Below are 20,109 nucleotides of genomic sequence, written 5' to 3'. Positions count from 1 at the left end.
CCCCAGGCCCGTATCCCTACACCTGGGCGCCCGTCGGCTCCGGCTCCGAGGCGGGCGCCGGTGCACCGGTGAGCAGGCTCTTGGCCGCCTCCACCGCGTCCTGCGTGCCCGTCAGCGCCAGCACGTCACCCGGCAGCAGCACCTCCTGCGCGGACGGCACGGACACGCTCGAGTCCCCGCGCCGGATGGCCAGCACCGTGGCCCCCGTGAGGCCGCGGAGGTTCACCTCGGCCAGCGTCTTCCCCGCCGCGGGACTGGAGGCCTCCAGCCGCACGGGCACGGGCTCGCCCAGGCCCGGGAGCACCTTGGAGACGTGGTCCAGCGCGTGCTCATCCGCGCCCGGCTCTCGCGAGTGGGACTGCGCCGCCAGCGCCTCCACGATGACCTGCGCGCCCGCGCGAACGTGGCCGTGCAGGTTGGTGGCGCCTCGCCAGAACGTCACGCCCAGCGCGCCAATCAGGGCCAGCACGATGAGGGGGCCCATGGCGCCCCGGACGAAGGGCTGGGTAATCGCCACCACGGGCACGCTCACCAGCAGGATGATGCCCAGTTGCAGCGTCACCAGCAGCACGCGCCGGGGCGCCGCCGCCAGGTCCACCCGCCCGTCCTTCCGCCCGGGCAGCGCCGCCTCCGCCAGCTCCTCGCCCAACCGGCGCGCCACCTGCACCACGCCCACCAGGAACGGGATGGAGAGCAGCACCGCGCCGCCCAGGATGATGTAGCGGGACAGGTTCTCATCGATGCCCAGCCGCTGCTCGATGAAGGAGCCCAGCTTGCCCGCCGTCAGCGACGTGCCAATCACCAGGACAATCAGCAGCACGGCGTCCAGCACCATCAACCGCGCCAGCCGCCGCACCGAGGCCCCGAACGTCTGGCGCCGGGGCGCGTCGCGCAGCCGCTCAACCCAGGTGCCGTACAACGTCACGAACGTCTGCAGCGGCTTGGGCAGCTTGCGGTCCACATAGCTGGCCACCGGCCCCGACACGCGAATCAGCAGGGGCGTCGTGAGCGTCGTAATCGCGGAGACGGCCACCGCCACCGGGTAGATGAAGTTGCCCGTGGCCTTCAGCGACAGGCCCAGGCCCGCGATGATGAAGGAGAACTCGCCAATCTGCGCCAGGCTCATGCCCGCCTGCACGGAGGTCCGGGTGCTGTGCCCCGTGAGGAACGCGCCCAGCGTCACGCTGAAGAGCTTGCCCACGATGACCACGACCGTGAGCACCAGGATGGCCGCCCAGTGCTCCGCGATGAGCGCCGGGTTGATGAGCATGCCCACGGACACGAAGAAGATGGCCGCGAAGATGTCCTTCACCGGCTGCACCAGGTGCTCCACCACCTTCTCCTCGCCGGACTCCGCCACCAGCGAGCCCGCCAGGAAGGCCCCCAGCGCCACCGAATACCCGAAGGCCTGCGCCAGCAGCGCCACCGCGAAGCAGATGCCCACGCTGGCCACCAGCGTGGTCTCCGGCTTGTTGAGCTTCACCACGTAGCGCACCGCGCGGGGGATGATGAACAGCCCCACCACCACCAGCCCGACGAGGAACGCCACCAGGCGGCCCGTCGTCAACGACAGCTCCCCCACCGACAGGCCCGTGCCGGAGGAGATGGCCGTCAGCGTCGCCATCAGGAGGACGGCGATGAGGTCCTCGACGATGAGGACGCCCACCACCAGCTCCCGCAGCCGGCCCCGGATGTTCTGCTCGTCGAAGGCCTTGGCGATGATGGTGGTGCTGGACACGGAGATGAGCGCGCCCGTGAAGAGGCTCTCCAGGGTGGTCCACCCGAAGGCGCGCCCCACCACGAAGCCCAGCCAAATCATGATGCTGCACTGGATGACGGCGGTGACACCCGCCGTGGGGCCCACGGCGAACAGCTTGCGGAGGCTGAACTCCAACCCCAACGAGAACATCAGGAGGATGACGCCCAGCTCCGAGAGCGTCGTCACCACCTCCGGGTTGGCGACGAGCGGAATCGGCAGGTACGGGCCGACGACGAGGCCGGCCAGGATGTAGCCCAGCACCACGGGCTGGCGAAGCTTCTGGAAGAGGACCGTCGTCACGGCCGCGACGCACAGGACGACGGCAATGGCTTGGAGGACCTCGTGGGCTCCATGCATCGGTACACCTCGAAAAAAACAACCTAGCGGAAGATTGAGGTTCGGACCGGCCCGGCGCTGTGCGTCGGACCGCGCATCATGCGGGAGGAAACGAAGAAGGCAGGCGCGTTACCGGCCGGCCCGATTCCGAGCGCCGTCTTCAGCCGCGCCCGGGAGGCCCGCGCAACGACTGGGTGACGAGCGTCGGCCGGTCACCGGCGTTGCCGCCTCGCACCATCCGGGCCGCGGAGCGCAGCAGCCGGACGGTGTCGGTGGCAACGGCCCGCTGCCGTTCTCGAGCCTGACGGTGGGCTTCATGGAAGCCCGGCTGGAAGCACTCGCGTTCCCGGCCCAGGGTCGGTTTCGTCTTCACCCCGGCCGGGGCGCTCATCACCGCGGCCCAGGTGTCACTCCCCACCCCGGCCAGGCGCCCACAGCGCAACTGGCGGGTGCGCTTGCCCACGAAGGCCACGCCGCCCCGGTCCACCCGCGCGCCGTTTCTCTCAGAGGACCCGTACGCGGCGTGGACCTCGGCGGCCATCACCTGTTCCAACGCGGTGATCCCCGGCACGGAGGCAAGCGCCGTGCCCAGGACAATGGCCAGCAGCATCCCGCGCGCGCGTCGCCCGGGTGGGGATAGCGGGGCTGTCGGGCCGGCTGAGCACATCCGCTTCTCCTGTATTACGCGGGTGCCACCCAGTAAAGCGCTCCCCCACGGCGGGAAAACGCCAATCCAGCGCTCGGCGGCCAGGTTTCTGCCGCGCCGACGAAACTCTTCCGCCTCATTTCCTGAGAATCCCCGCAGCCCTCACAGCGTACCCGCTCTTTCTAAAGGGCAGGAGTCGTCCATGCCTGCTTTCAAGACTCGACACTGCTGAGGGCTTCGGCTGGCCCGCCACAAGGCCCCAGCCGGCACCACACCCCTGAAGCGCGCACGCGCCGCGTCCCGCCCCCGCGAGACGACCCACGGCCGTGACAGCCTGGAGAAGGAAGCCCCCATGGGAATCGGAAAACTGATTGGCGGAGCGGCGGACGCGGCGAAGCGGGCCGCCGAGGCCGCGGCGAAGCGTGCGGCGGAAGCGGCCCGGCGCGCGGCGGAGGCGGCGGCCCGCAAGGCCGCGGAAGCCGCGGAGCAGGCGGCGGCCAAGGCGCAGGAGGCCAAGGAGAAGGTCTCCAACGCGGCCCAGGAGCGGGCCCGGGACGTCTTCGAGGGCGCCAAGGACAAGGCCAGTGACGCCGTGGGCGGCGTGGCCAACGCCACCAAGAACGTCGTGGGCGGCGTGGCCAACGCGACGCAGAACGTCGTCGAGGATGCCAAGGACAAGGCCGGTGACGCCGTGGGCGGCGTGGCCAACGCCACCAAGAACGTCGTGGGCGGCGTGGCCAACGCGACGCAGAACGTCGTCGAAGGAACCAAGGACCGGGTGCAGGACGCGGCGGGCAACGTGCGCAACGCCGCCGGTGACGTGTTCGAGGCGGGCCGCACCGCGACCCAGCGCACGCTGAGCGCCACGGGCACCGCGGCCGCCGTCACCGCGAATGGCCTGGGCAATGTCCTCAAGGATGCGGCGCAGCGGGCGGGCCCGGTGCTCGACAAGGCGACCGACATCGCCGCGGACGGCCTGGACGTGGCGGGCCGGGCCATCCAGGACGCGCCCACGCTCAACCCCCTGCAGGGCATCACCAACGACATCATCGGCGGGGCGCTCCAGGGCACCGCGGACGTGGTGCGGGACCCGGTGGACACGGCCCGGGCCATTGGCGACGCGGTCAACCTCAACCGGCAGGTGGACCAGCTCAAGCCGGGTGAGAGCACCTCCATCAGCCTCTACGCCGAGGCCAACGGCGCCACGGTGGCCGGCAAGGTGAAGGGCACCCTGGGCGTCAGCCGCAGTGAGGAAGAGGGCGGCGGCTACACGGTGTCCGTCACCGGCGAGGTGGGCGCGGGCGTCGCGGCCAAGCTGGGCGCCAAGGGCGCGGCGGACGCGGGCGCGGAGGCCTTCGGCACCGCCGGGGCCACGGTGGAGTTCAAGTTCGACACGGCCGAGGAGGCCAAGAACGCCACCCGCATCATCGCGGCCTCCACCGCCACCGCGGGCGCCGCCGCGAGCAACCCCGTGCTGGGCGCTGGCGTGAATCATGTCCTCGGGGATCCGCTGTCGGACCTGGCGGGCCTGACGAAGAACATGAGCGCCGTGGAGTTCAAGCTGGGCGCCGAGGCCAGCGTCAACGCCGAGCTGGGCATGAAGGGGCTGCCGGAGGCCATCAGCGCGGGCGCCGGCGCGAGTGCCGGAGTCAACCAGAGCACCACGGCCCGCATCGAGATGGAGGGCGGCAAGCCCCAGAAGCTGACCCTCAAGCAGAGCCTCGAAATCAACGCCAACGCCAGCGCGTCCGCGGGCGTGGGCATCCCCACCGGTGGCGGGGACTCCGTGTCGCTGCCCACCAACGCGTCCGCGGGGGTGTCCGGTTCGCTCGGGGTGGAGCTGGAGCAGAGCGTGGAGCTGCCCGAGGGCTTCAACCCCACCGACTTCATCAAGGACCCGAAGGGCACCGCTCGCGAGATTGGCGCCAGCGTGCGTGACACCCATGAGGCCAAGCTGACGCTGACCGACTCGCGTCAGGCCAACGCGTCCGCGCTGGGCCTGGGCGGCGCGACGGGCCGCGAGGTGAAGGCGGAAATCAGCGGCAACATCAACGACATCGCCACCAGCGGCGCCTTCGGCAGCATCGCCCAGGGCGACGTGGGCCAGGCGCTGAACCAGCTCAAGGACAAGGTCGAAATCAAGGCCACCGTCCAGGACAAGCACAAGGTCACCGGCGACTTTGGCGTGGGCGTCCACGCGGGCGTGGGCGGCGGCGAGGTGGGTCTGTCCACCGAGCGCACCTACGTGGGCGAGGAGAAGGACCTCAGCCCGGCCCAACTCGCCGAGCTGTACCTCACGCAGCGCTGGTCGGCCGGCATCCCGGGCTGAGCCGGCGCTGTCGGGGGCCCGCCCGCCCTGGGCGGGCTCCTGCGCGTGTGGGCCCGTGTCGTCCGAGTTGGAATCCCCCTGGGGACAGGCACACCGTCCGCCATGGCACAGCCGAGGCAGGCGGCCAGCACCGACCCCAGGGGGCGGGAGTGCCCCTTCTGCGGGGCAGCCTTAGCTTTCCGAAGTGCTTTCAAGATTCCTCGTCTATGGGTGCGTGGGCTGGGTGCTCGAGGTGATGTTCACCGGCACGGGGGCCGCGCTGAAGAAGGACCGGAACGCCACGGCGCGCACCTACCTGTGGATGCACCCCATCTACGGAGGCACGGCGCTGGCGCTGGAAGAGGTCTCCGCCCGGCTCAAGCCCCTGCCCCGGCCGCTGCGGGCCCTGGTCTACACAGGGCTCATCTTCGGCGCGGAGTACGGCACGGGCTGGTTGCTCAAGCGCCTGCTCGGCCGCTGCCCGTGGGACTACGCGCCGCACAGGTGGAGCGTACACGGCCTCATCCGGTTGGATTACGCCCCGGCCTGGTACCTTACCGCCCTGCTGTTCGAGCCCGTGCGTGACACGCTGCTCCACGTCACCAGCGAGGCCCTGCGCCAGACGCCGGAGTACCGCGACGCCGAGGCCCAGGGGACGCTGCCGCCCACGGCGCTCCCCGAGGAGAAGCCGCTGGAGGCGGGGCTGGTGGCGGCGCGCTTCGAGTCGGCGCAGGCCGAGCCCACGCCCACTCCCTGAGAGCCGGAAGCGCCGCGCCTGCGTCCGCTGGCCGACTGCCCCCCAGGCGGATGTGAACGCCGCTACCGGCTTTTCTTCCTCCGTGCTGCGTCGCGTAGTACCTTGGCCCGCGTCTGCCCCCGCTATGACGGGGAAATTCCGCCGACCCCCCGAAAGTTCCCGCCCCCGTATGTTTGACTGGCTTCACACCCTCTTCTCGCGTGACCTCGCCATCGACCTCGGCACGGCAAACACGCTCATCTACATCCGCGGCCAGGGCATCGTCTCCAACGAGCCCTCGGTGGTGGCCGTCCAGCAGGACGCGCGCGGGGGCAAGAAGGTCCTCGCGGTGGGCAAGGAAGCCAAGGAAATGCTCGGGCGCACCCCGGGTAACATCGTGGCCATCCGTCCGATGAAGGACGGCGTCATCGCGGACTTCGAAATCACGGCCGCGATGCTGCGCTACTTCATCCAGAGCGCGCACAACCGCAAGACGCTCGTCAATCCGCGCATCATCATCGGCATCCCCTCCGGCATCACCGAGGTGGAGCGCCGCGCGGTGCGCGAGGCGGCGGCCAACGCGGGCGCCCGCGAGGTCTACCTCATCGAGCAGCCCATGGCGGCGGCCATTGGCGCGGGCCTTCCGGTGACGGAGCCCAGCGGCAACATGATAGTGGACATCGGCGGTGGCACGTCCGACGTCGCGGTCATCAGCCTCGCCGGCATCGTGTTCGCCAAGAGCGTGCGCATCGGCGGCGACAAGCTGGACGAGGCCATCATCCAGTACGTCAAGCGCAAGTACAACCTGCTCATCGGTGAGCGCACGGCGGAGCTCATCAAGATGGGCATCGGCACCGCGTACCCGACGGACGAGGTCATGACCATGGAGATCAAGGGTCGCGACCTGGTGGCCGGCGTGCCGCGCACGCTGACGGTGTCCAGCGACGAAGTGCGTGACGCGCTGGCGGAGCCCGTCAACGGCATCGTCGAGGCGGTGAAGCTCACGCTGGAGCGCACCCCGCCCGAGCTCGCCGGCGACATCGCCGACCGCGGCATCGTCCTGGCCGGTGGCGGCGCGCTGCTGAAGAACCTGGACACGCTGCTGCGCGAGGAGACGGGCCTGCCCGTGTTCCTCGCCGAGGACCCGCTCTCCGCCGTCGTGATTGGCGCGGGCAAGGCGCTGGAGTCGCTCGACATCCTCCGGCAGGTCTGCCAGCCGGGCTGAGCCTCCGGGCCTCGGCTCCACGGCGCCACCTCTCACGAGGCTGGCGCCGTTTCGCTTTTCAGGGCGCTGTCTGGCAGGCCCGCGCGCGAGTGGTTCAGGGACGGCGGTGCTTCGCGTAGAGGCCGTCCCGCCACTCGAGCAGGTCCGGGAAGCGGGAGGCGAGCGCCGCGTCGCTCCACACCGCTCGCGTCCCCGGCCCCAGGGGAAGGTAGCCGTCGTCCACCGCCCTCACGAACTGGAGCATCAGCGCGGCCGTGATGTCGGCGTAGCTGAAGCGCGACAGCAGGTAGTCCCGGCCGCCCAGGGCTTCACGCAGGCGCTCCAGCGTGGGGATGACCTTCTCATGGACGGCGGCGGCGATGTTCACGGGGGCCTGGTGCTTGCGGGCCACGAAGCGCGCGCCCAGCCTCGCGGACGGTGCCAGGACCGACCGGAGCCCCGCGGGCAGGAAGGCGGGCAGGCTCTCCACCTGGGCCTGACGACTCTCCAGCAAGGCCGCTACCACCTTGGCGCGCGCCACGGAGAGCACCTGCTCGCTGTCGTCCTCCCAGCGCTGAATCACCGCGAGGTTCGCGGCGGGAAAGAGTGGCTCCCCCTGCCCCAGCTCCTCCGCGCGCCGCGCGATGACGAACGAGCCGGGAAAGGCCTCGCCCTCCTCGATGAGCAATGGCACGGCGGGCCGCACACCACGCGGCGTACGCCAGCGCAGCAGCGGCTCGCCGATGAGCGGCAGGTGTTCGCGGTAGCGATAGGCCACACGGTGGTGGTCCAACGCCCAACGGGTCTTCTCCGTCCAGGGCGAGTAACTGAGTCCATAGAGTGTGCGCATGCCGCCCGGGACAGTACGCCCGGGCGCCTGCGCCACTCCAGGCCCGCTGACGCTTCAAACCCTCGCAGCGCCGCCCGAGCCCATCGTTATGTCTTCCGCCAACGCATGTCGCGGTCCTTCACCCTCGCACGCGTCTGTCTTTCGTCCTGGAGCACCACCACCGGGTCCCCCGAGCGCGTCGCGGCGCACGATTCGCCACGGGCCCAGGTCAGGCCGTGATGACCAGTTTGCCAAACGGCCCGCGGTCCAGGTGTTCGAGCGCCGTGGGCAGCGCATCGAGCGAATAGACAGTGTCGACCACGGGCTTCAATGCCAGCCGGTCCACCGCGCGCACCAGGTTCTCCAGCCCGCGCCGGTGTCCGACGAAGATGCCCTGGATGACGCCGGAGCTCAGGAACAAGGGCTGCACCGGGAAGCGGCTCTCGAAGCCCTCGAACACGCCGATGAGCGAGACGCGCCCACCCGACGCGAGCGCCTTCACCGACCGGCCCAGGTTGTCCCCACCCACCAACTCCAAGATGTGGTCGGCCCCCGCGCCTCGCGTCAGCTCGAGCACCGCCGTATGCCACTCCGGGGTGTGGCGACGATGGATGCCGTGCGCGGCGCCCAGGGCCTTCACGCGGGCCAGCTTGTCCTCGTCCCCCGAGAGCACGATGACCTCCGCGCCCATGGCGGCGGCAAGCTGCACCGCGAACAGGGACACGCCGCCCGTGCCCTGCGTCACCACCGTGTGCCCCGGACGCAGCCCTCCCAGCTCCACCAGGGACGTCCACGCGGTGAGGCCGGCGCACGGCAACGTGCTCGCCTGCACGTCATCGAGTGTTTCGGGAGACGCCACCAGCCACTGCTCCGGCATGACGACGTACTCGGCCAGCACGCCCGGCGCGTTTCCGCCCAGGCTGCGCACCGTCCCACGCGGCACGGGCCCGTCCACCCAGTCCGTCTGGAAGTTGGCGATGACGCGCGCCCCTTCCTTGAAGCGCTGCACGCCCGCGCCCACCGCGACCACCACGCCCGCCATGTCCGAAGCCGGCGTGAAGGGCTGGTGCGCCGTCAGGGAGCCCCCCCCATCGAGCATCAGCTTCTCGCGGTAGTTGAGGGAGACCGCCGACACGCGAATCAACACCTCACCGGCCCCCGGAGAGGGAATCGCCACCTCCGCCAGTTCCAGGTGCGCCCGTCCCGCCTGCTTCGCCTGCCAACGCTTCATCGTTGCGCCCATCGTCTGCTCCGCGTCCTGCATGAAAGTGATGCGGGAGCTATACGGACGAAGCAGCGTCGCCAGTGGCGACACTTTGTCGAGTCACTGGAGACGTGCAGGCACCAATGGGAGCAGCATCATGAGGGACCGTCTTGGGGGCGTCTTCGCCTTCGTCCAGGCCGTGGAGGCAGGGAGCTTCGCGCTCGCCGCTGAGCGCATGGGGCTCTCACGCTCGGCCGTGGGAAAGAGCATCGCGCGGCTGGAGGAGCGTCTGGAGACCCGGCTGTTCCAGCGCACCACGCGCCGGCAGAGCCTCACCGAGGACGGCCAGGCCTTCTACGAGCGCTGCGTGCGCGCATTGGCGGAGCTCGAGGCGGCGGAGACGGCGCTGGACTCCGGACGGCGCGCGCCCACGGGGCGCCTGCGCGTCAGCGCGCCCGTGATGTTCGGCCGGCACTGCGCCGCGCCGCTGCTGCGCGAGCTGGTCCTCCAGCATCCGGGACTGGAGCTGGAAATCGCCTTCAGCGACCGGATGGTCGACCTCGTCGAGGAAGGCTACGACCTGGCCCTCCGCGTCGGGCCACTGGCGGACCACGCGGGACTGACGGCGCGCCGGCTGGGCGTCCAGACGATGTCCGTCTGCGCCGCGCCCGGCTACCTGAAGCGCCACGGCCGCCCGAAGACACTTGAAGACCTGGGCGAGCACGACGCGGTCGTCTACGGCCGCAACGGCATCAACAAGCCCTGGCGATTCCCGGACGGACAAGGCGGCGAGCAGCGCATCACCATCCAGGCGCGCCTGCGCTTCGACGACGTGGAGACCATCATGGACGCCGCGGTGCAGGGGGCCGGGCTGGCGTGGCTTCCTCGCTGGCTCATCGCCGAGCACCTGAGCAGCGGCAGACTCGTCGAAGTACTGGAAACGCAGCGCCCCTATGGCAACGAAATCTACGCGGTGTGGCCCCAGAGCAAACACCTGACCTCGAAGGTGCGCGCGGCCATCGACCGCCTCGTCGCGCGCATTCCCGAGCGACTGGTGGAGCCCCGCTCCCGCTGAGCCGCATGGCGTCCGGAGCACCAAGCCGGACAATCGGTGCCGGAGGAGTAGCCAGGACGCGTCCGGGCAACACCTTATGCGGGAGGCATCACCCACCTGCACGGGTGGAACACACCTAGCCAAGGATACGAGCCATGGAACGAGCGGACGCGGATCGAACCAGAGGAGGGCTCGCCAAGGTGATGGCCGTCCTGGCCATCATCGGCGCCATCAACTGGGGCCTGGTTGGCTTCTTCAATTGGAACCTCGTGAACGCGCTGTTCGGCGGCGAGACACGAACGGCGATGAGCGCGCTCAGCCGCCTCATCTACTCCATCGTGGGTCTGTCGGGCGTCGCGCTGGCGCTCACCTTCCCCTGGAAGAAGAGCCTGGGAGCCACCACCACGCCGAGAACGGACATGGGGGTTCACCGCAGAACCGAAGTGCGTCCCTGACTCAGGCGGGCCCGTGGTTCTCACGGACCCCTGAGTCCACCTCGGGTGATACGTTCGGCGACCCACAACGCGGCGGTTCCGCCTCGGTCCGTCCATCCCGGGCCGAGGCCGCCGCACGAGGAAGTCGTCGCCAGGTCTGGAATCCCCGATGCCGGGTTCCTTCAGGCCGCCTTCATCCAGGCAGAGACTGGCACTGCGCGCATCTGGCTGGCATCGACCATGCGTCCGGGCAGACGCTGCGCCCCCTGGCACTTCCAAAAGAAGCGCCGTTGCAGTTCACCGTACGGCGAGGAGCCTGCGACGGCGTCTGGTCGTTCGCGGACCACACCATCGGGCGGAGGTCACGACGGACAGAGGCACTCGCTTACCAGCGGGCCCCGCTCCCCCTAATCACCTGAACAGGCCCCCAAGAGGAGCGCTTGCGACCCGGAGGCATTTGGCGCAGGAAGGTCCCTGCCCGTGATTGTTCGTCCTCGCCTCAGCTCGCTTCGGCTCCTCTTCGTCGTGCGCGGGACCATCCTCCCACGCGTCCTGCCCCACGTCCTGGGCATCGCGGCGCTCTCAGCGCTCGTCGTCTGGGCGTACCGGCAAGGCTATCTGGACCTGCAGATCTCCTCGCCGGCGCCGTTGTCCCTGCTGGGCATCGCGCTCTCCATCTTCCTCGGGTTCCGGAACAACGCCTGCTACGACCGGTGGTGGGAGGCCCGGAAGCACTGGGGCGCGCTCATCATTGAGCTGCGTTCATTCTCCCATGAGGCCATCGCGCTCATTGGGGATGACAGCAGCGGAGCGAAGCAGGCGGCGCGCAGGTTGACGAGGCGGAACATCGCCTTCGCCCACGCGATGGTCGCGCACCTGCGCGGGCACGACGCCCGGGAGGACATCAGCCGCCTGCTGCCGGAGTCGGAGTCCTCGCGCGTACTGGCCAGCCAGAACCGCCCCAACGCCCTGCTTCGGGAGCACGACCGGGAGCTGGCCTCGCTCCTCCGGGAGAAGCATCTCACCGACATCACCTGGAGCGAGCTGCGGACGCGCGTCCATGGCTTGATGAACGTGCTCTCCGCGTGTGAGCGCATCCGCTTCACGCCCCTGCCCTTCACGTACACGGTGCTGCTGCACCGCACCGCCTACCTGTTCTGCCTGCTGCTGCCCTTTGGTCTCGCGGAGGCGCTGGGCTGGTTCACGCCCTGGCTCGCGGCGATGATTGCCTACACCTTCTTCGGGCTCGACCGGCTGAGCGACGAGTTGGAGGAGCCCTTCGGCACGGAGCCCAACGACCTCTCCTTGCTGGCGATGGCGCGCAGCGTGGAGATGAACCTGATGGAGGCGCTGGGCGAGCCGCAGCCCGAGCCGCTGAAGCCACGCGACTTCGTCCTCCCATGACGGGCCCGCGTCACGCTTCCTACTTCGGTTCCGGAGGGTGGCTTTCGCAGTCCTTCCTCGATTGCTCGCCCCAGAGTCCCCAGGACAGCACACTGCTCAGGCCGGGCCCTGCAAGACGGACAGCACGTTGCCTGAAGGGTCCTTGAACCAGGCAATGGGCGGCCCCGCGTCACCACGGACGATGCCCTTCGCATCCGCGTCGAAGCCGTCGTACCGCTCGAAACGCACGCCGCGTTGGGACAGCGCGTCCACCGCCTTGTCGATGTCATCCACGGGGAAGTTGAGAATCGTGAACGACGCAGGGGTGTGGTTGTCCTTGGGATAGACGAGGATGTCCCTGCCGCCCGCGATGTGCAGCGTCAACATGCCGTCCGACTCGGACGTCTTCAGGCCCAGCGTCTCGCTGTAGAACTTCCGGGCCGCCGCCACATCGCGCACCGAGAAGCCGCTGAACGCCTTCGTGTCTCCGAACATGATTGCCTCCCTGGCTGGATGGCCGCCGTCCCCGGCGCTCTCCTTCAGGTGGACATGGACCGCGCTCGACGCAACGACGCGGCCCGCGGGGAATAATCCATCACATCGGATGGAACTGCTCGATGGTGATTTCCTCCACCAGGGCATCCTGGGGGGCACCGAAGCTGGTGAGCGTGGTGTACCAGTGCGTCGTCGAGCCATCTCGGGTGAAGGTCAAGGGCACCAGCACCGAGCCCGCGTTGGCGGGCCGCAGCGCGGTCAACGCCTCGACACCTGGCTGCGCCAGGACACGGGCCAGGACCGATGCCACGGGTGAGCGGGGGCCCCGCATGCGAGCACCCTCTCGCAGCCGGTGGAGCAGATACCCGGCAATCTCCTCCCAATTGCCAATGGCCGAGCGCACGGGTCCGGGCACGAAGACGAGGTCCATCAGGTTGACCTGTCCAAGCGCCTCACGCGGCTGCCCCATCATCGCGAGCGCGCCCGCATTCGCCTCGAGCACTGTCGAGGACGAATCCACCACGATGGCGGGATACGGCTCATGCGACGCGAGGATGAGTCCCGCGGCCCGCCGGACCTCCGCCAGCTCCGCGCTGTGCCAGCCGCGCTCACCGAACTGAGGCGCGAACCCCGCCGCCACCAGCAGGGCGTTGCGGTCCCTCAGCCCCAGCCCCAGAGCCTCCGCCAGCCGCAGCACCAGTTCCTGACTGGCCCCGGAGCGGCCCGACTCCAGGAATGACAGGTGACGCGCCGATACCTGCGCCTCCAGCGACAGGGCCAGCTGGCTCTTGCCGCGCAGCGTTCTCCATTCCTTGAGCAGGGGTCCAATCATCGCCGTGTCCCTTTCCGAGCCCAGACTGCCCCAGGCCGTGACGCGGGACGATGACCTTCGAGGTAATTGAGAACATTCCCTGCCAGGAACACTGTGCTCCCGTTCCCAACCACCCGGAGAGCCCAGATGATGACGCACCTGCTTCGCAATCCCCGCTTCGTCTACCGCTTCGACGCCGCCGCCTCACTCCTCATGGGCATGGCCTTGTTGCTCCTTGCCCCCACCCTCACCCAGCTCGCGGGCTGGGCCCTGCCGTCCACCTTCCTGTTCGGCGTGGGCCTCTTCCTGCTGCCGTGGGCGGCCTTCAACCTCTGGGTCGGGCTCAAGCAGCCCGTCCTGGGAGCGGCCCTGGTGCATGTCCTGGTGGACGCCGCATGGGTGGTGGGCAGCGTGCTGCTCGTCGTCATGCACGCCCAGGAGCTCACGCCCTTGGGGACCGCGCTGCTCGCCGGGCAAGCCTTCGCCGTGGCGGGCGTGCTGGCGCTCAAGGCCGTGGGTCTCACGTCGCTTCGCACGGCGGCGTGAGCACCGCGGCGGAGCGTCAGCCCGTGATGACCTTGAGGGCGGGCTTCCCGTCCTCGTGTGTGGCGGCGTCTGAAGACGGTGACTCGTCACGCACCGTCTTGGACAACTCCAGGCTCCGGGTCACCAGCGCCTTCAGCGCCCAGACCTGGGGCACCGATTCGATGAAGACGCGGCTGGTGCCCAAACCCGCGGGCGCCGCCTCCACCTCGAAGCCCGCGGCAATGGCGCGGGCTTCGTCCACCGGCACCCAGGTGACGATGCTCTTGCGCTTGCCATTGCTGAAGAACCGGGCGAACCACTTCGTGGGCCGCTTGAAGGACACGTTGAAGTAGGACGCCGTGTCCCGGTAGAGGATGTCCTCGGCGGCGGCGCCGTTCTTGACGCAGATGTCCCGCACCACGCCGAAGAACTCCAACTCCGTCTCGGTGGTCTCCGCTGCGGCGCGGCCCTTCTCATCGGGCGCGGCACGGCCATCCGCCTCGAAGGGCCTGGCCGAATCCGGCTTCACCCCATTGGCGCCCTCCTGCGCCACCGCGGGCTCCGCGCCCTCGTTGAGCCGCTGGATGCGCTCCTTGAGCTTGTTCAGGAAGTCATCGCCCATGACCCGCAGCAGCGTCGGCTCGATGGCTTCCTTCGCGACGTCCGCGAGCCGCTCCATCACCGCGGTGGTCCGCTTTCCCTTGTAGATGTCCTCCGTGAGCCACTTGAGGAAGGCTTCGTGCTCACCGGGCGCTTTCAGGGCGGACGCGAGCTTGTCGATCATCCCCTGCCGGTAGCGACTGTTCTCCGCGTCCGTAATCAGCGTCGTCGCGTTGAAGGATTCACGGCTGAACTTGGACAGGAACTTGGCCACCTTCACCCAGTCCGACTTCGTGTCCTCCAGGGAGAACGTGAAGAAGGGCTCCGGGTCCATGACGTTGGGGTTCTCCAAGTCCCCGAAGAAGAGGTAGTGGCACCCGTCGGTGATGATGCCGAAGTGGAGCTCCGGCAACTGCGCCAGGTAGCGCGCCAGTTGCTGCGCGCGGGACTTGAGGTCGGTGCCCAAGGGCTTGGTTTCGATGACGATGAGCGGCTTGGTGCCCGTCTGGTCGAAGATGGCGAAGTCCATGCGGTCCGGCAGCTTCTTGCCGTCCCCCTGGACGAAGTCCGCTGTGTATTCCAGGCGGACCTCCCGAGGAACGCTCGGGTCGTAGCCGAGGCTCCGGATGAACGGGACGACCAGCGCGATCTTCGCGGTCTCCTCGTTGGAGATGAACGCCTTGTTGTCCTGATAGCGTTTGACCAACTCCAGCAGATGGTTCGCGTCCATGGCACGTCCCCCTGCCCGGACATGCGAGGCGTCCGGGCGCGAAGGTGATTTCAAGGCGCGGGAGCCTTGGCGGCCATCCCTCCCAGGGGTGAGGCCCGGCCTCTTGACTCCGCGGCCGCTTCGAGGAACGCGCGCACGGCTGGCCGCCCCAACGTGCCCGACGAGGCGCTCCGTGCGCATCCTCCATCCATGGACGTCGAGGTGACCGCCGCGCTGAGCGTGCGGGACGGAGTCGAGTTCGCGGTCCGGCACCTCGTCGTGCTCATGGGGTTCGTCCTCGGGCTCGCCGTCGACGTGAGCGCCGTGAAGCACGCCATGCGGCTGCCTGCCTATGCGCGAGGTCTTCCCCTCATCCTGTTGGGAGTCCCGCTGCTCGCCCTGCTCGTAGTGAACCTCCTACCCCTGCCCCCCATCGCCGCCGGCATCCTGCTGTTGATGGCTGTCAGCCCTGGCGTGCCCAGCGTCGCGGTCGCGGCCTACCGGCAGCGCGGCGACTTGAGCCTCACGGTGGCGCTGTCCCTCACCCTGTCCCTGGCAGCCATCGTGTGCCTGCCGCTCTCACTCCGGTGGCTCAGCGATTTCTTCCCCGCCGTGTTCAAGGCCCCCACCACCGTCCAGCTCCTTGAGCGGGTCATGCTGCCCTTCCTCGTGCCGCTCGCGGCGGGCTGGGCACTGCGCGCCTGGCGGCCAATGCTGGCCAGGCGACTGCTGCATCCCATGCTGTCGCTCTTCAAGGCCGTGTTCGTCGTCGCCATCCTGCTCCTGCTGTTCATCAGCGGCCCGAGGCTGCGCGACGTGGACGGATGGATGGTGCTGGGCATGCTGGTGATGACCCTGAGCTCCGCGATACTGGGCCACGTGGCGGGAGGGCCCCGGCCTGAAGACAGGACCGCGCTCGCGCTCGCGGCGGTCTTCGGCAATCCCTCCATCGCGCTGGCCGTCGCGACGGCCAGCTACCAGGACTTGCGGCTGACGCCCTTCCTGGCGGTCTATCTGGTGCTGCGCACGCTGGCGCTGCTCCCCTACCTGCTCTGGAACAAGCACCACCTCCGGCACGGAGTGCCCCACCCTGGCCGGACCTAACAGCCCTGGAGCGTCGCCCGCTTCGAGGCGGCCAGCAGCAGCCGCTGCTCCGCGGCCGCAATCACCCGCTGCGTCGCGAGCACCGCCGCCGGGTCCACGGAGATGGACGTAATCCCCGCGCGCACCAGGTGCTCCGCGAAGTCCGGCCGGTTCGACGGCGCCTGTCCACACAGCGAGGACGTCAGGCCCGCTTCCTCGCACCCGCGAATGATATCGCCAATGGCGGCCAGCACCGCGGCGTCCGCTTCGTCGAACAGCTCGGCGCACGACTCGGAGTCCCGGTCCACGCCCAGCATGAGCTGCGTCAAATCATTCGAGCCGATGGACACGCCATCAATCCCACACTTCGCATAATCGTGGAGGCGGTAGACGATGGAAGGCACCTCCGCCATCACCCACGTCTTCAACCCCCGCTGCCGCCCCAGCGGGCTGCGGGCGATGAGCTCCAGACACGCCTCCAGCTCCCAGAGCGTGCGCACGAAGGGCAGCATCACCTGGAGATTGGGCGTCTGCTCGCGGACCCGCGCGAGCACTTCCAGCTCCAGGTTGAACACGTCGGGCTCACGCAAGTACCGGTAGGCGCCCCGGAAGCCAATCATCGGGTTGGACTCCTCGGGCTCGAACTCAGCGCCGCCTTCCAGTCCGCGGAACTCGTTCGTCCGGAAGTCCGTCGTCCGGTACACCACGGGGCGTGGATGAAAGGCTCGCGTCGTCTGGAGCAGGGCCCCCGCCATGCGCTCCACGAACTCACCCCTCCGGCCCTCCGCAATCAGCTCGCGTGGATGCACACCGCCCAGGGCCTCCGTGAGCATGAACTCGGCGCGCAGCAGGCCCACGCCATCCACCGGAAGCGCCGCGGCCTCGCGAGCCTGCGCGGGCAGGGCCAGGTTGACGTAGAGGCGCGTGGCCAGCACCGGGGTCGTTCCCACCGTGGATGCGGTGGCCGTGGCCTCCACCGCCCGTGGACGTGGCGCCTCCTGTCCCTCCCGGACTTCTCCCGTCGAGCCATCCACCGTCACCGCCTCGCCGTCTCGCAGCGTGCGTGTGGCGGTGCGTGTGCCCACCACGCAGGGCTTGCGCAGCTCCCGGCTGACGATGGCGGCGTGGCACGTCATGCCGCCCCGGTCCGTGACAATGGCGGAGGCCCGCCGCATGGTGGGGACCCAGTCCGGCGACGTCATCTCAGCCACCAGCACCTCGCCCGGCTGGAGCTGCCGTCCCTCCGCCGGTGACGCCAGCACCCGCACGCGGCCGGCCGCCACACCGGGCGATGCCCCCAATCCCTGCACCAGCGCCTTGCCCGCGTGGCCTTCCTCCGACGGTGGCACGGCGGACTTTCCCAGCGTGGTAATCGGGCGCGTCTGCACCAGGAACAAACGTCCGCGCTCCTCCGCCCACTCGATGTCCTGCGGCGCACCGTAGTGCTGCTCCACCCGCAATCCCAACCGCGCCAGCTCCAGCACCGCCACGTCGCTCAGCACGCGCTCGTGGGCCTGTTCCGGACTCAGCGTCTCGCGCTGCGTGTGTCCTTCGGCATCGCGCACCAGGCGGACACTCTTGTCGCCCACCCGGACCTCGCACACGCGAGGCTCCTTCTTGGAGACACTGTACGTATCCGGCTCCACCTGCCCGCCCACCACGACTTCTCCCAGCCCCCAGGCCGCCTCGATGACGATGCGGCCGGTGTCTCCCGAAGACGGGTCCGCGGTGAACATGACGCCCGCGCGAGCCGCATCCACCATGGCCTGAACCACCACGGCGATGGCGGGTTCCTCGGTGAGCCCTTCCGCTTTGCGGTAGGCCACCACACGCTCGCCGTAGGCCGAAGCCCAACATGCCCGGAGCGCGTCCATCAAAGCGTCCTCGCCCAACACGTGGGTGAAGGACTCGTGCATGCCCGCGAAGGACGTGGCCGCCGAGTCCTCCGAGGTCGCCGAGGAACGCACCGCCACGGCCCGGTCCGCGCCCAACTGCTGATACGCCTCCACGATGGCGGCGCGCAGCCGCTCCGGGACGGGCGCGCTCCGCACGTGCTCCCGGAGCTGCTGCGTGACCTGGGTCAGCGACGAAGGGTCATCCGGGTCCACCTGTGCCCAGAGGCGGCTCAACTGGGCACGTACCGGCGCCATGGCATCCTGGAAGGCGGCGGCGGTGATGACGAAGCCCGGCGGAACCGGCAGCCCCGCGCGCGTCATCTCGCCCAGGTTCGCGCCCTTGCCCCCCGCCAGCGCGACGTCCTCGCGGGACAGCTCGCTGAACCAGAGCAGACGAGGCGCTGCGGCCACCTCCGGATGCTCGGCTTCCCGTGGCTTCTCCGTGTCCGGTGAGACGTTCATGGCACCGCCCCCTGAAGCAAACGCCTGACTGCGCGGACGCTGCGCACCGGCGCTCGCGCACGAGGTCCTCATCCCCGCGTGAAGCGGGCGCGACTCACCGAGGACGATGCGGCCGGTGCCAGGGGATGACATCCATCCGGGCCCGGAGCGCGCAGGCCCGAGCCGCCGTTACGGCCACATGCGCCCGAGCATGCGCTCGGCATGAACTCCACCGCCGCATCTCCACGCCCGCGCGGATGACGCCCTCCGACACCGTGCCGAGACTTCCCGAGTGGACACCCACGAACCACCGGGAGGGAGCATGCGAGCCAATGTCTTTCAGGCTGTGAACCGCTTCGGCATCGAAGAGGTGGAGCGTCCACGCGCGGGAGCCGGCGAGGCGGTCATCCGGATGACGATGACCACTGTCTGCGGCACGGACCTGCACATCGTCCGTGGCGAGTACCCGGTGCGCCCGGGGCTCGTCATCGGTCACGAGCCCGTGGGCGTCATCGAGGAGCTTGGTCCCGGCGTGACGGACTACCGCCCAGGGCAGCGTGTTCTCGTGGGCGCAATCACCCCGTGTGGACAATGCAGGGCCTGCCTGTCCGGTCACCTCTCGCAGTGCGGCCACGGCGCGGGCTATGAGGCCCTGGGAGGCTGGCGCATGGGCAACACCCAGGATGGCGCCCAGGCCGAGTACATCCGCATTCCCTCCGCGCAGGCCAACCTCGCGCCCATTCCAGATGGGCTCACCGACGAGCAGGTCGTCCTCCTGTCGGACATCGCCTCCACGGGCTTCAGCGGCGCGGAGGCAGGCGGCGTGCGCATCGGCGATGCGGTGGTCGTCTTCGCGCAGGGCCCCATCGGCCTGTGCGCCTCCATTGGCGCGCGGTTGATGGGCGCCTCGCTCGTAATCGGCGTGGACGGCGATGAAGCGCGGATGAAGATGGCGCGGAGGATGGGCGTGGACGTGGTGCTCGACCACCGTCAGCAGGACGTCGTCGCCGAGGTGAAACGGCTCACGGGCGGCGGCGCCGACGTGGCCATCGAGGCGCTGGGCACTCAGCAGACTTTCGAGAGCGCGCTGCGCTGCCTGCGGCCCGCGGGCACGCTGTCCAGCCTGGGGGTGTACTCAGGCAAGCTCCAGTTGCCCTACGACGCGTTCTCCGCCGGCCTGGGGGACTACCGCATCGTCACCACCCTGTGCCCAGGAGGCAAGGAGCGCATGCGCCGCCTCATGGACCTGGTGCACCACAAGCGCGTCGACCTGTCGCCGCTCATCACCCATCGCTTCAAGCTCGCGGACATCCAGGAGGCCTACGCCCTCTTCGGCGAGCGCCGTGACGGCGTCTTCAAGGTGGCCATCCAACCGTGAGCCCCGCCCCACCCCGTGGGGCAGCCGCGCGAAGGTGAATCCTACAGACGTGGTGAGTCTCACGTTGGCTGCGCTGGAAGCCGGCAAGGAGGAAGTGCTCGCCAATGCCGTGAGCCGCATGGTCAAACAAGGCTTGTCCTCCGGTGGCGATCTTGGTGCGCTGCGCATGTGAGGTGACGTCCCATGGGTGACGCAGCCAGCAGCGACGCAACCCCGGTGCAGGATGCAGCGCCCGGGTCCACACCTTCCGCGCTCCCCGGACGCGCATCACTTCAAGAC

General features: G+C 69.4%; 18 protein-coding genes. 10 read left to right on the top strand and 8 right to left on the bottom strand.

Annotated features, from left to right (window positions below):
* Positions 1 to 16: 16 nt before the first annotated feature.
* The gene (locus tag FL344_RS04715; protein ID WP_141588070.1) at positions 17 to 2,116 is read right to left on the bottom strand and encodes a cation:proton antiporter; all 2,100 of its coding nucleotides are present in this window, start codon (positions 2,114 to 2,116) and stop codon (positions 17 to 19) included.
* 139 nt (positions 2,117 to 2,255) lie between these two features.
* Entirely contained in the window at positions 2,256 to 2,705 is a 450-nt protein-coding gene (locus FL344_RS04710; protein WP_228564787.1) for a hypothetical protein, read from the bottom strand.
* Positions 2,706 to 3,093: 388 nt separating this feature from the next.
* Here FL344_RS04710 and FL344_RS04705 point away from each other — a divergent pair, with 388 nt between their 5' ends.
* The 3 genes from FL344_RS04705 (at position 3,094) to FL344_RS04695 (ending at position 7,010) form a co-directional block, all read left to right on the top strand.
* On the top strand, positions 3,094 to 5,070 hold the full coding sequence (locus FL344_RS04705) for a hypothetical protein (RefSeq protein ID WP_141617675.1): 1,977 nt from the start codon (positions 3,094 to 3,096) through the stop codon (positions 5,068 to 5,070).
* Between the two features lie 184 nt (positions 5,071 to 5,254).
* Entirely contained in the window at positions 5,255 to 5,806 is a 552-nt protein-coding gene (locus tag FL344_RS04700; RefSeq protein WP_141588073.1) for a hypothetical protein, read from the top strand.
* A gap of 169 nt (positions 5,807 to 5,975) precedes the next feature.
* Entirely contained in the window at positions 5,976 to 7,010 is a 1,035-nt protein-coding gene (locus FL344_RS04695; RefSeq protein ID WP_011556714.1) for a rod shape-determining protein, read from the top strand.
* Between the two features lie 94 nt (positions 7,011 to 7,104).
* Here the strand turns inward: FL344_RS04695 and FL344_RS04690 are convergent, their stop codons facing one another.
* Both FL344_RS04690 and FL344_RS04685 read right to left on the bottom strand, forming a co-directional pair.
* Positions 7,105 to 7,839, bottom strand: a complete 735-nt coding sequence (locus FL344_RS04690; RefSeq protein WP_194862991.1) for a glutathione S-transferase family protein — start codon at positions 7,837 to 7,839, stop codon at positions 7,105 to 7,107.
* A 208-nt stretch (positions 7,840 to 8,047) separates the two neighbouring features.
* On the bottom strand, positions 8,048 to 9,082 hold the full coding sequence (locus FL344_RS04685) for an NAD(P)-dependent alcohol dehydrogenase (protein WP_228564786.1): 1,035 nt from the start codon (positions 9,080 to 9,082) through the stop codon (positions 8,048 to 8,050).
* 97 nt (positions 9,083 to 9,179) lie between these two features.
* On the opposite strand from FL344_RS04685, the gene FL344_RS04680 reads away from it, so the two are divergent.
* The 3 genes from FL344_RS04680 (at position 9,180) to FL344_RS04665 (ending at position 11,914) form a co-directional block, all read left to right on the top strand.
* Positions 9,180 to 10,097: a LysR family transcriptional regulator gene (locus FL344_RS04680; protein WP_141617672.1), complete on the top strand. Its 918-nt coding sequence runs from the start codon at positions 9,180 to 9,182 to the stop codon at positions 10,095 to 10,097.
* 134 nt (positions 10,098 to 10,231) lie between these two features.
* Complete coding sequence (locus tag FL344_RS04675; protein ID WP_141617671.1) at positions 10,232 to 10,531, top strand: DUF378 domain-containing protein; 300 nt, start codon at positions 10,232 to 10,234, stop codon at positions 10,529 to 10,531.
* Positions 10,532 to 10,990: 459 nt separating this feature from the next.
* On the top strand, positions 10,991 to 11,914 hold the full coding sequence (locus FL344_RS04665) for a bestrophin family protein (RefSeq protein ID WP_141617670.1): 924 nt from the start codon (positions 10,991 to 10,993) through the stop codon (positions 11,912 to 11,914).
* Between the two features lie 96 nt (positions 11,915 to 12,010).
* On the opposite strand, the gene FL344_RS04660 is transcribed toward FL344_RS04665, so the two are convergent.
* Positions 12,011 to 12,388, bottom strand: a complete 378-nt coding sequence (locus tag FL344_RS04660; RefSeq protein WP_141588079.1) for a VOC family protein — start codon at positions 12,386 to 12,388, stop codon at positions 12,011 to 12,013.
* Between the two features lie 100 nt (positions 12,389 to 12,488).
* The gene (locus FL344_RS04655; protein ID WP_141617669.1) at positions 12,489 to 13,220 is read right to left on the bottom strand and encodes a helix-turn-helix domain-containing protein; all 732 of its coding nucleotides are present in this window, start codon (positions 13,218 to 13,220) and stop codon (positions 12,489 to 12,491) included.
* Positions 13,221 to 13,346: 126 nt separating this feature from the next.
* Between FL344_RS04655 and FL344_RS04650 the strand changes: the two genes are divergently transcribed.
* Positions 13,347 to 13,745, top strand: coding sequence for a hypothetical protein (locus tag FL344_RS04650; RefSeq protein ID WP_141617668.1), 399 nt, complete (start codon positions 13,347 to 13,349; stop codon positions 13,743 to 13,745).
* Between the two features lie 16 nt (positions 13,746 to 13,761).
* Here the strand turns inward: FL344_RS04650 and FL344_RS04645 are convergent, their stop codons facing one another.
* Positions 13,762 to 15,054 (bottom strand): type I restriction enzyme HsdR N-terminal domain-containing protein, encoded by a 1,293-nt coding sequence (locus tag FL344_RS04645; RefSeq protein ID WP_141617667.1) that lies wholly within the window; start codon positions 15,052 to 15,054, stop codon positions 13,762 to 13,764.
* Positions 15,055 to 15,243: 189 nt separating this feature from the next.
* On the opposite strand from FL344_RS04645, the gene FL344_RS04640 reads away from it, so the two are divergent.
* Positions 15,244 to 16,137, top strand: coding sequence for a symporter (locus tag FL344_RS04640; protein WP_228564785.1), 894 nt, complete (start codon positions 15,244 to 15,246; stop codon positions 16,135 to 16,137).
* On the opposite strand, the gene ppsA is transcribed toward FL344_RS04640, so the two are convergent.
* Positions 16,134 to 18,473 carry a phosphoenolpyruvate synthase gene (gene ppsA, locus FL344_RS04635; RefSeq protein ID WP_141617665.1) on the bottom strand — a complete coding sequence of 780 codons (2,340 nt, stop codon included), beginning with the start codon at positions 18,471 to 18,473 and terminating at the stop codon, positions 16,134 to 16,136. The genes FL344_RS04640 and ppsA overlap by 4 nt on opposite strands.
* Positions 18,474 to 18,774: 301 nt before the next feature.
* Here ppsA and FL344_RS04630 point away from each other — a divergent pair, with 301 nt between their 5' ends.
* Both FL344_RS04630 and FL344_RS04625 read left to right on the top strand, forming a co-directional pair.
* Positions 18,775 to 19,830 (top strand): NAD(P)-dependent alcohol dehydrogenase, encoded by a 1,056-nt coding sequence (locus tag FL344_RS04630; protein ID WP_141617664.1) that lies wholly within the window; start codon positions 18,775 to 18,777, stop codon positions 19,828 to 19,830.
* Between the two features lie 49 nt (positions 19,831 to 19,879).
* Positions 19,880 to 20,002 carry a short-chain dehydrogenase gene (locus tag FL344_RS04625; protein ID WP_228564784.1) on the top strand — a complete coding sequence of 41 codons (123 nt, stop codon included), beginning with the start codon at positions 19,880 to 19,882 and terminating at the stop codon, positions 20,000 to 20,002.
* The last annotated feature ends 107 nt before the right edge of the window (positions 20,003 to 20,109 follow it).

The organism is Myxococcus sp. AB036A (genome assembly GCF_006547355.1).
Lineage (GTDB): Bacteria > Myxococcota > Myxococcia > Myxococcales > Myxococcaceae > Myxococcus > Myxococcus virescens.
This window is presented reverse-complemented; position numbering and strand designations above follow the sequence as displayed.

What these genes read in the sequence shown, in the direction of transcription:
- FL344_RS04715 (WP_141588070.1), bottom strand. Translation starts at nt 2,116, where the DNA reads ATGCATGGAGCCCACGAGGTCCTCCAAGCCATTGCCGTCGTCCTGTGC.
- FL344_RS04710 (WP_228564787.1), bottom strand. Translation starts at nt 2,705, where the DNA reads ATGCTGCTGGCCATTGTCCTGGGCACGGCGCTTGCCTCCGTGCCGGGG.
- FL344_RS04705 (WP_141617675.1), top strand. Translation starts at nt 3,094, where the DNA reads ATGGGAATCGGAAAACTGATTGGCGGAGCGGCGGACGCGGCGAAGCGG.
- FL344_RS04695 (WP_011556714.1), top strand. Translation starts at nt 5,976, where the DNA reads ATGTTTGACTGGCTTCACACCCTCTTCTCGCGTGACCTCGCCATCGAC.
- FL344_RS04690 (WP_194862991.1), bottom strand. Translation starts at nt 7,839, where the DNA reads ATGCGCACACTCTATGGACTCAGTTACTCGCCCTGGACGGAGAAGACC.
- FL344_RS04685 (WP_228564786.1), bottom strand. Translation starts at nt 9,082, where the DNA reads ATGCAGGACGCGGAGCAGACGATGGGCGCAACGATGAAGCGTTGGCAG.
- FL344_RS04680 (WP_141617672.1), top strand. Translation starts at nt 9,180, where the DNA reads ATGAGGGACCGTCTTGGGGGCGTCTTCGCCTTCGTCCAGGCCGTGGAG.
- FL344_RS04675 (WP_141617671.1), top strand. Translation starts at nt 10,232, where the DNA reads ATGGAACGAGCGGACGCGGATCGAACCAGAGGAGGGCTCGCCAAGGTG.
- FL344_RS04660 (WP_141588079.1), bottom strand. Translation starts at nt 12,388, where the DNA reads ATGTTCGGAGACACGAAGGCGTTCAGCGGCTTCTCGGTGCGCGATGTG.
- FL344_RS04655 (WP_141617669.1), bottom strand. Translation starts at nt 13,220, where the DNA reads ATGATTGGACCCCTGCTCAAGGAATGGAGAACGCTGCGCGGCAAGAGC.
- FL344_RS04650 (WP_141617668.1), top strand. Translation starts at nt 13,347, where the DNA reads ATGATGACGCACCTGCTTCGCAATCCCCGCTTCGTCTACCGCTTCGAC.
- FL344_RS04645 (WP_141617667.1), bottom strand. Translation starts at nt 15,054, where the DNA reads ATGGACGCGAACCATCTGCTGGAGTTGGTCAAACGCTATCAGGACAAC.
- FL344_RS04640 (WP_228564785.1), top strand. Translation starts at nt 15,244, where the DNA reads ATGGACGTCGAGGTGACCGCCGCGCTGAGCGTGCGGGACGGAGTCGAG.
- ppsA (WP_141617665.1), bottom strand. Translation starts at nt 18,473, where the DNA reads ATGAACGTCTCACCGGACACGGAGAAGCCACGGGAAGCCGAGCATCCG.
- FL344_RS04630 (WP_141617664.1), top strand. Translation starts at nt 18,775, where the DNA reads ATGCGAGCCAATGTCTTTCAGGCTGTGAACCGCTTCGGCATCGAAGAG.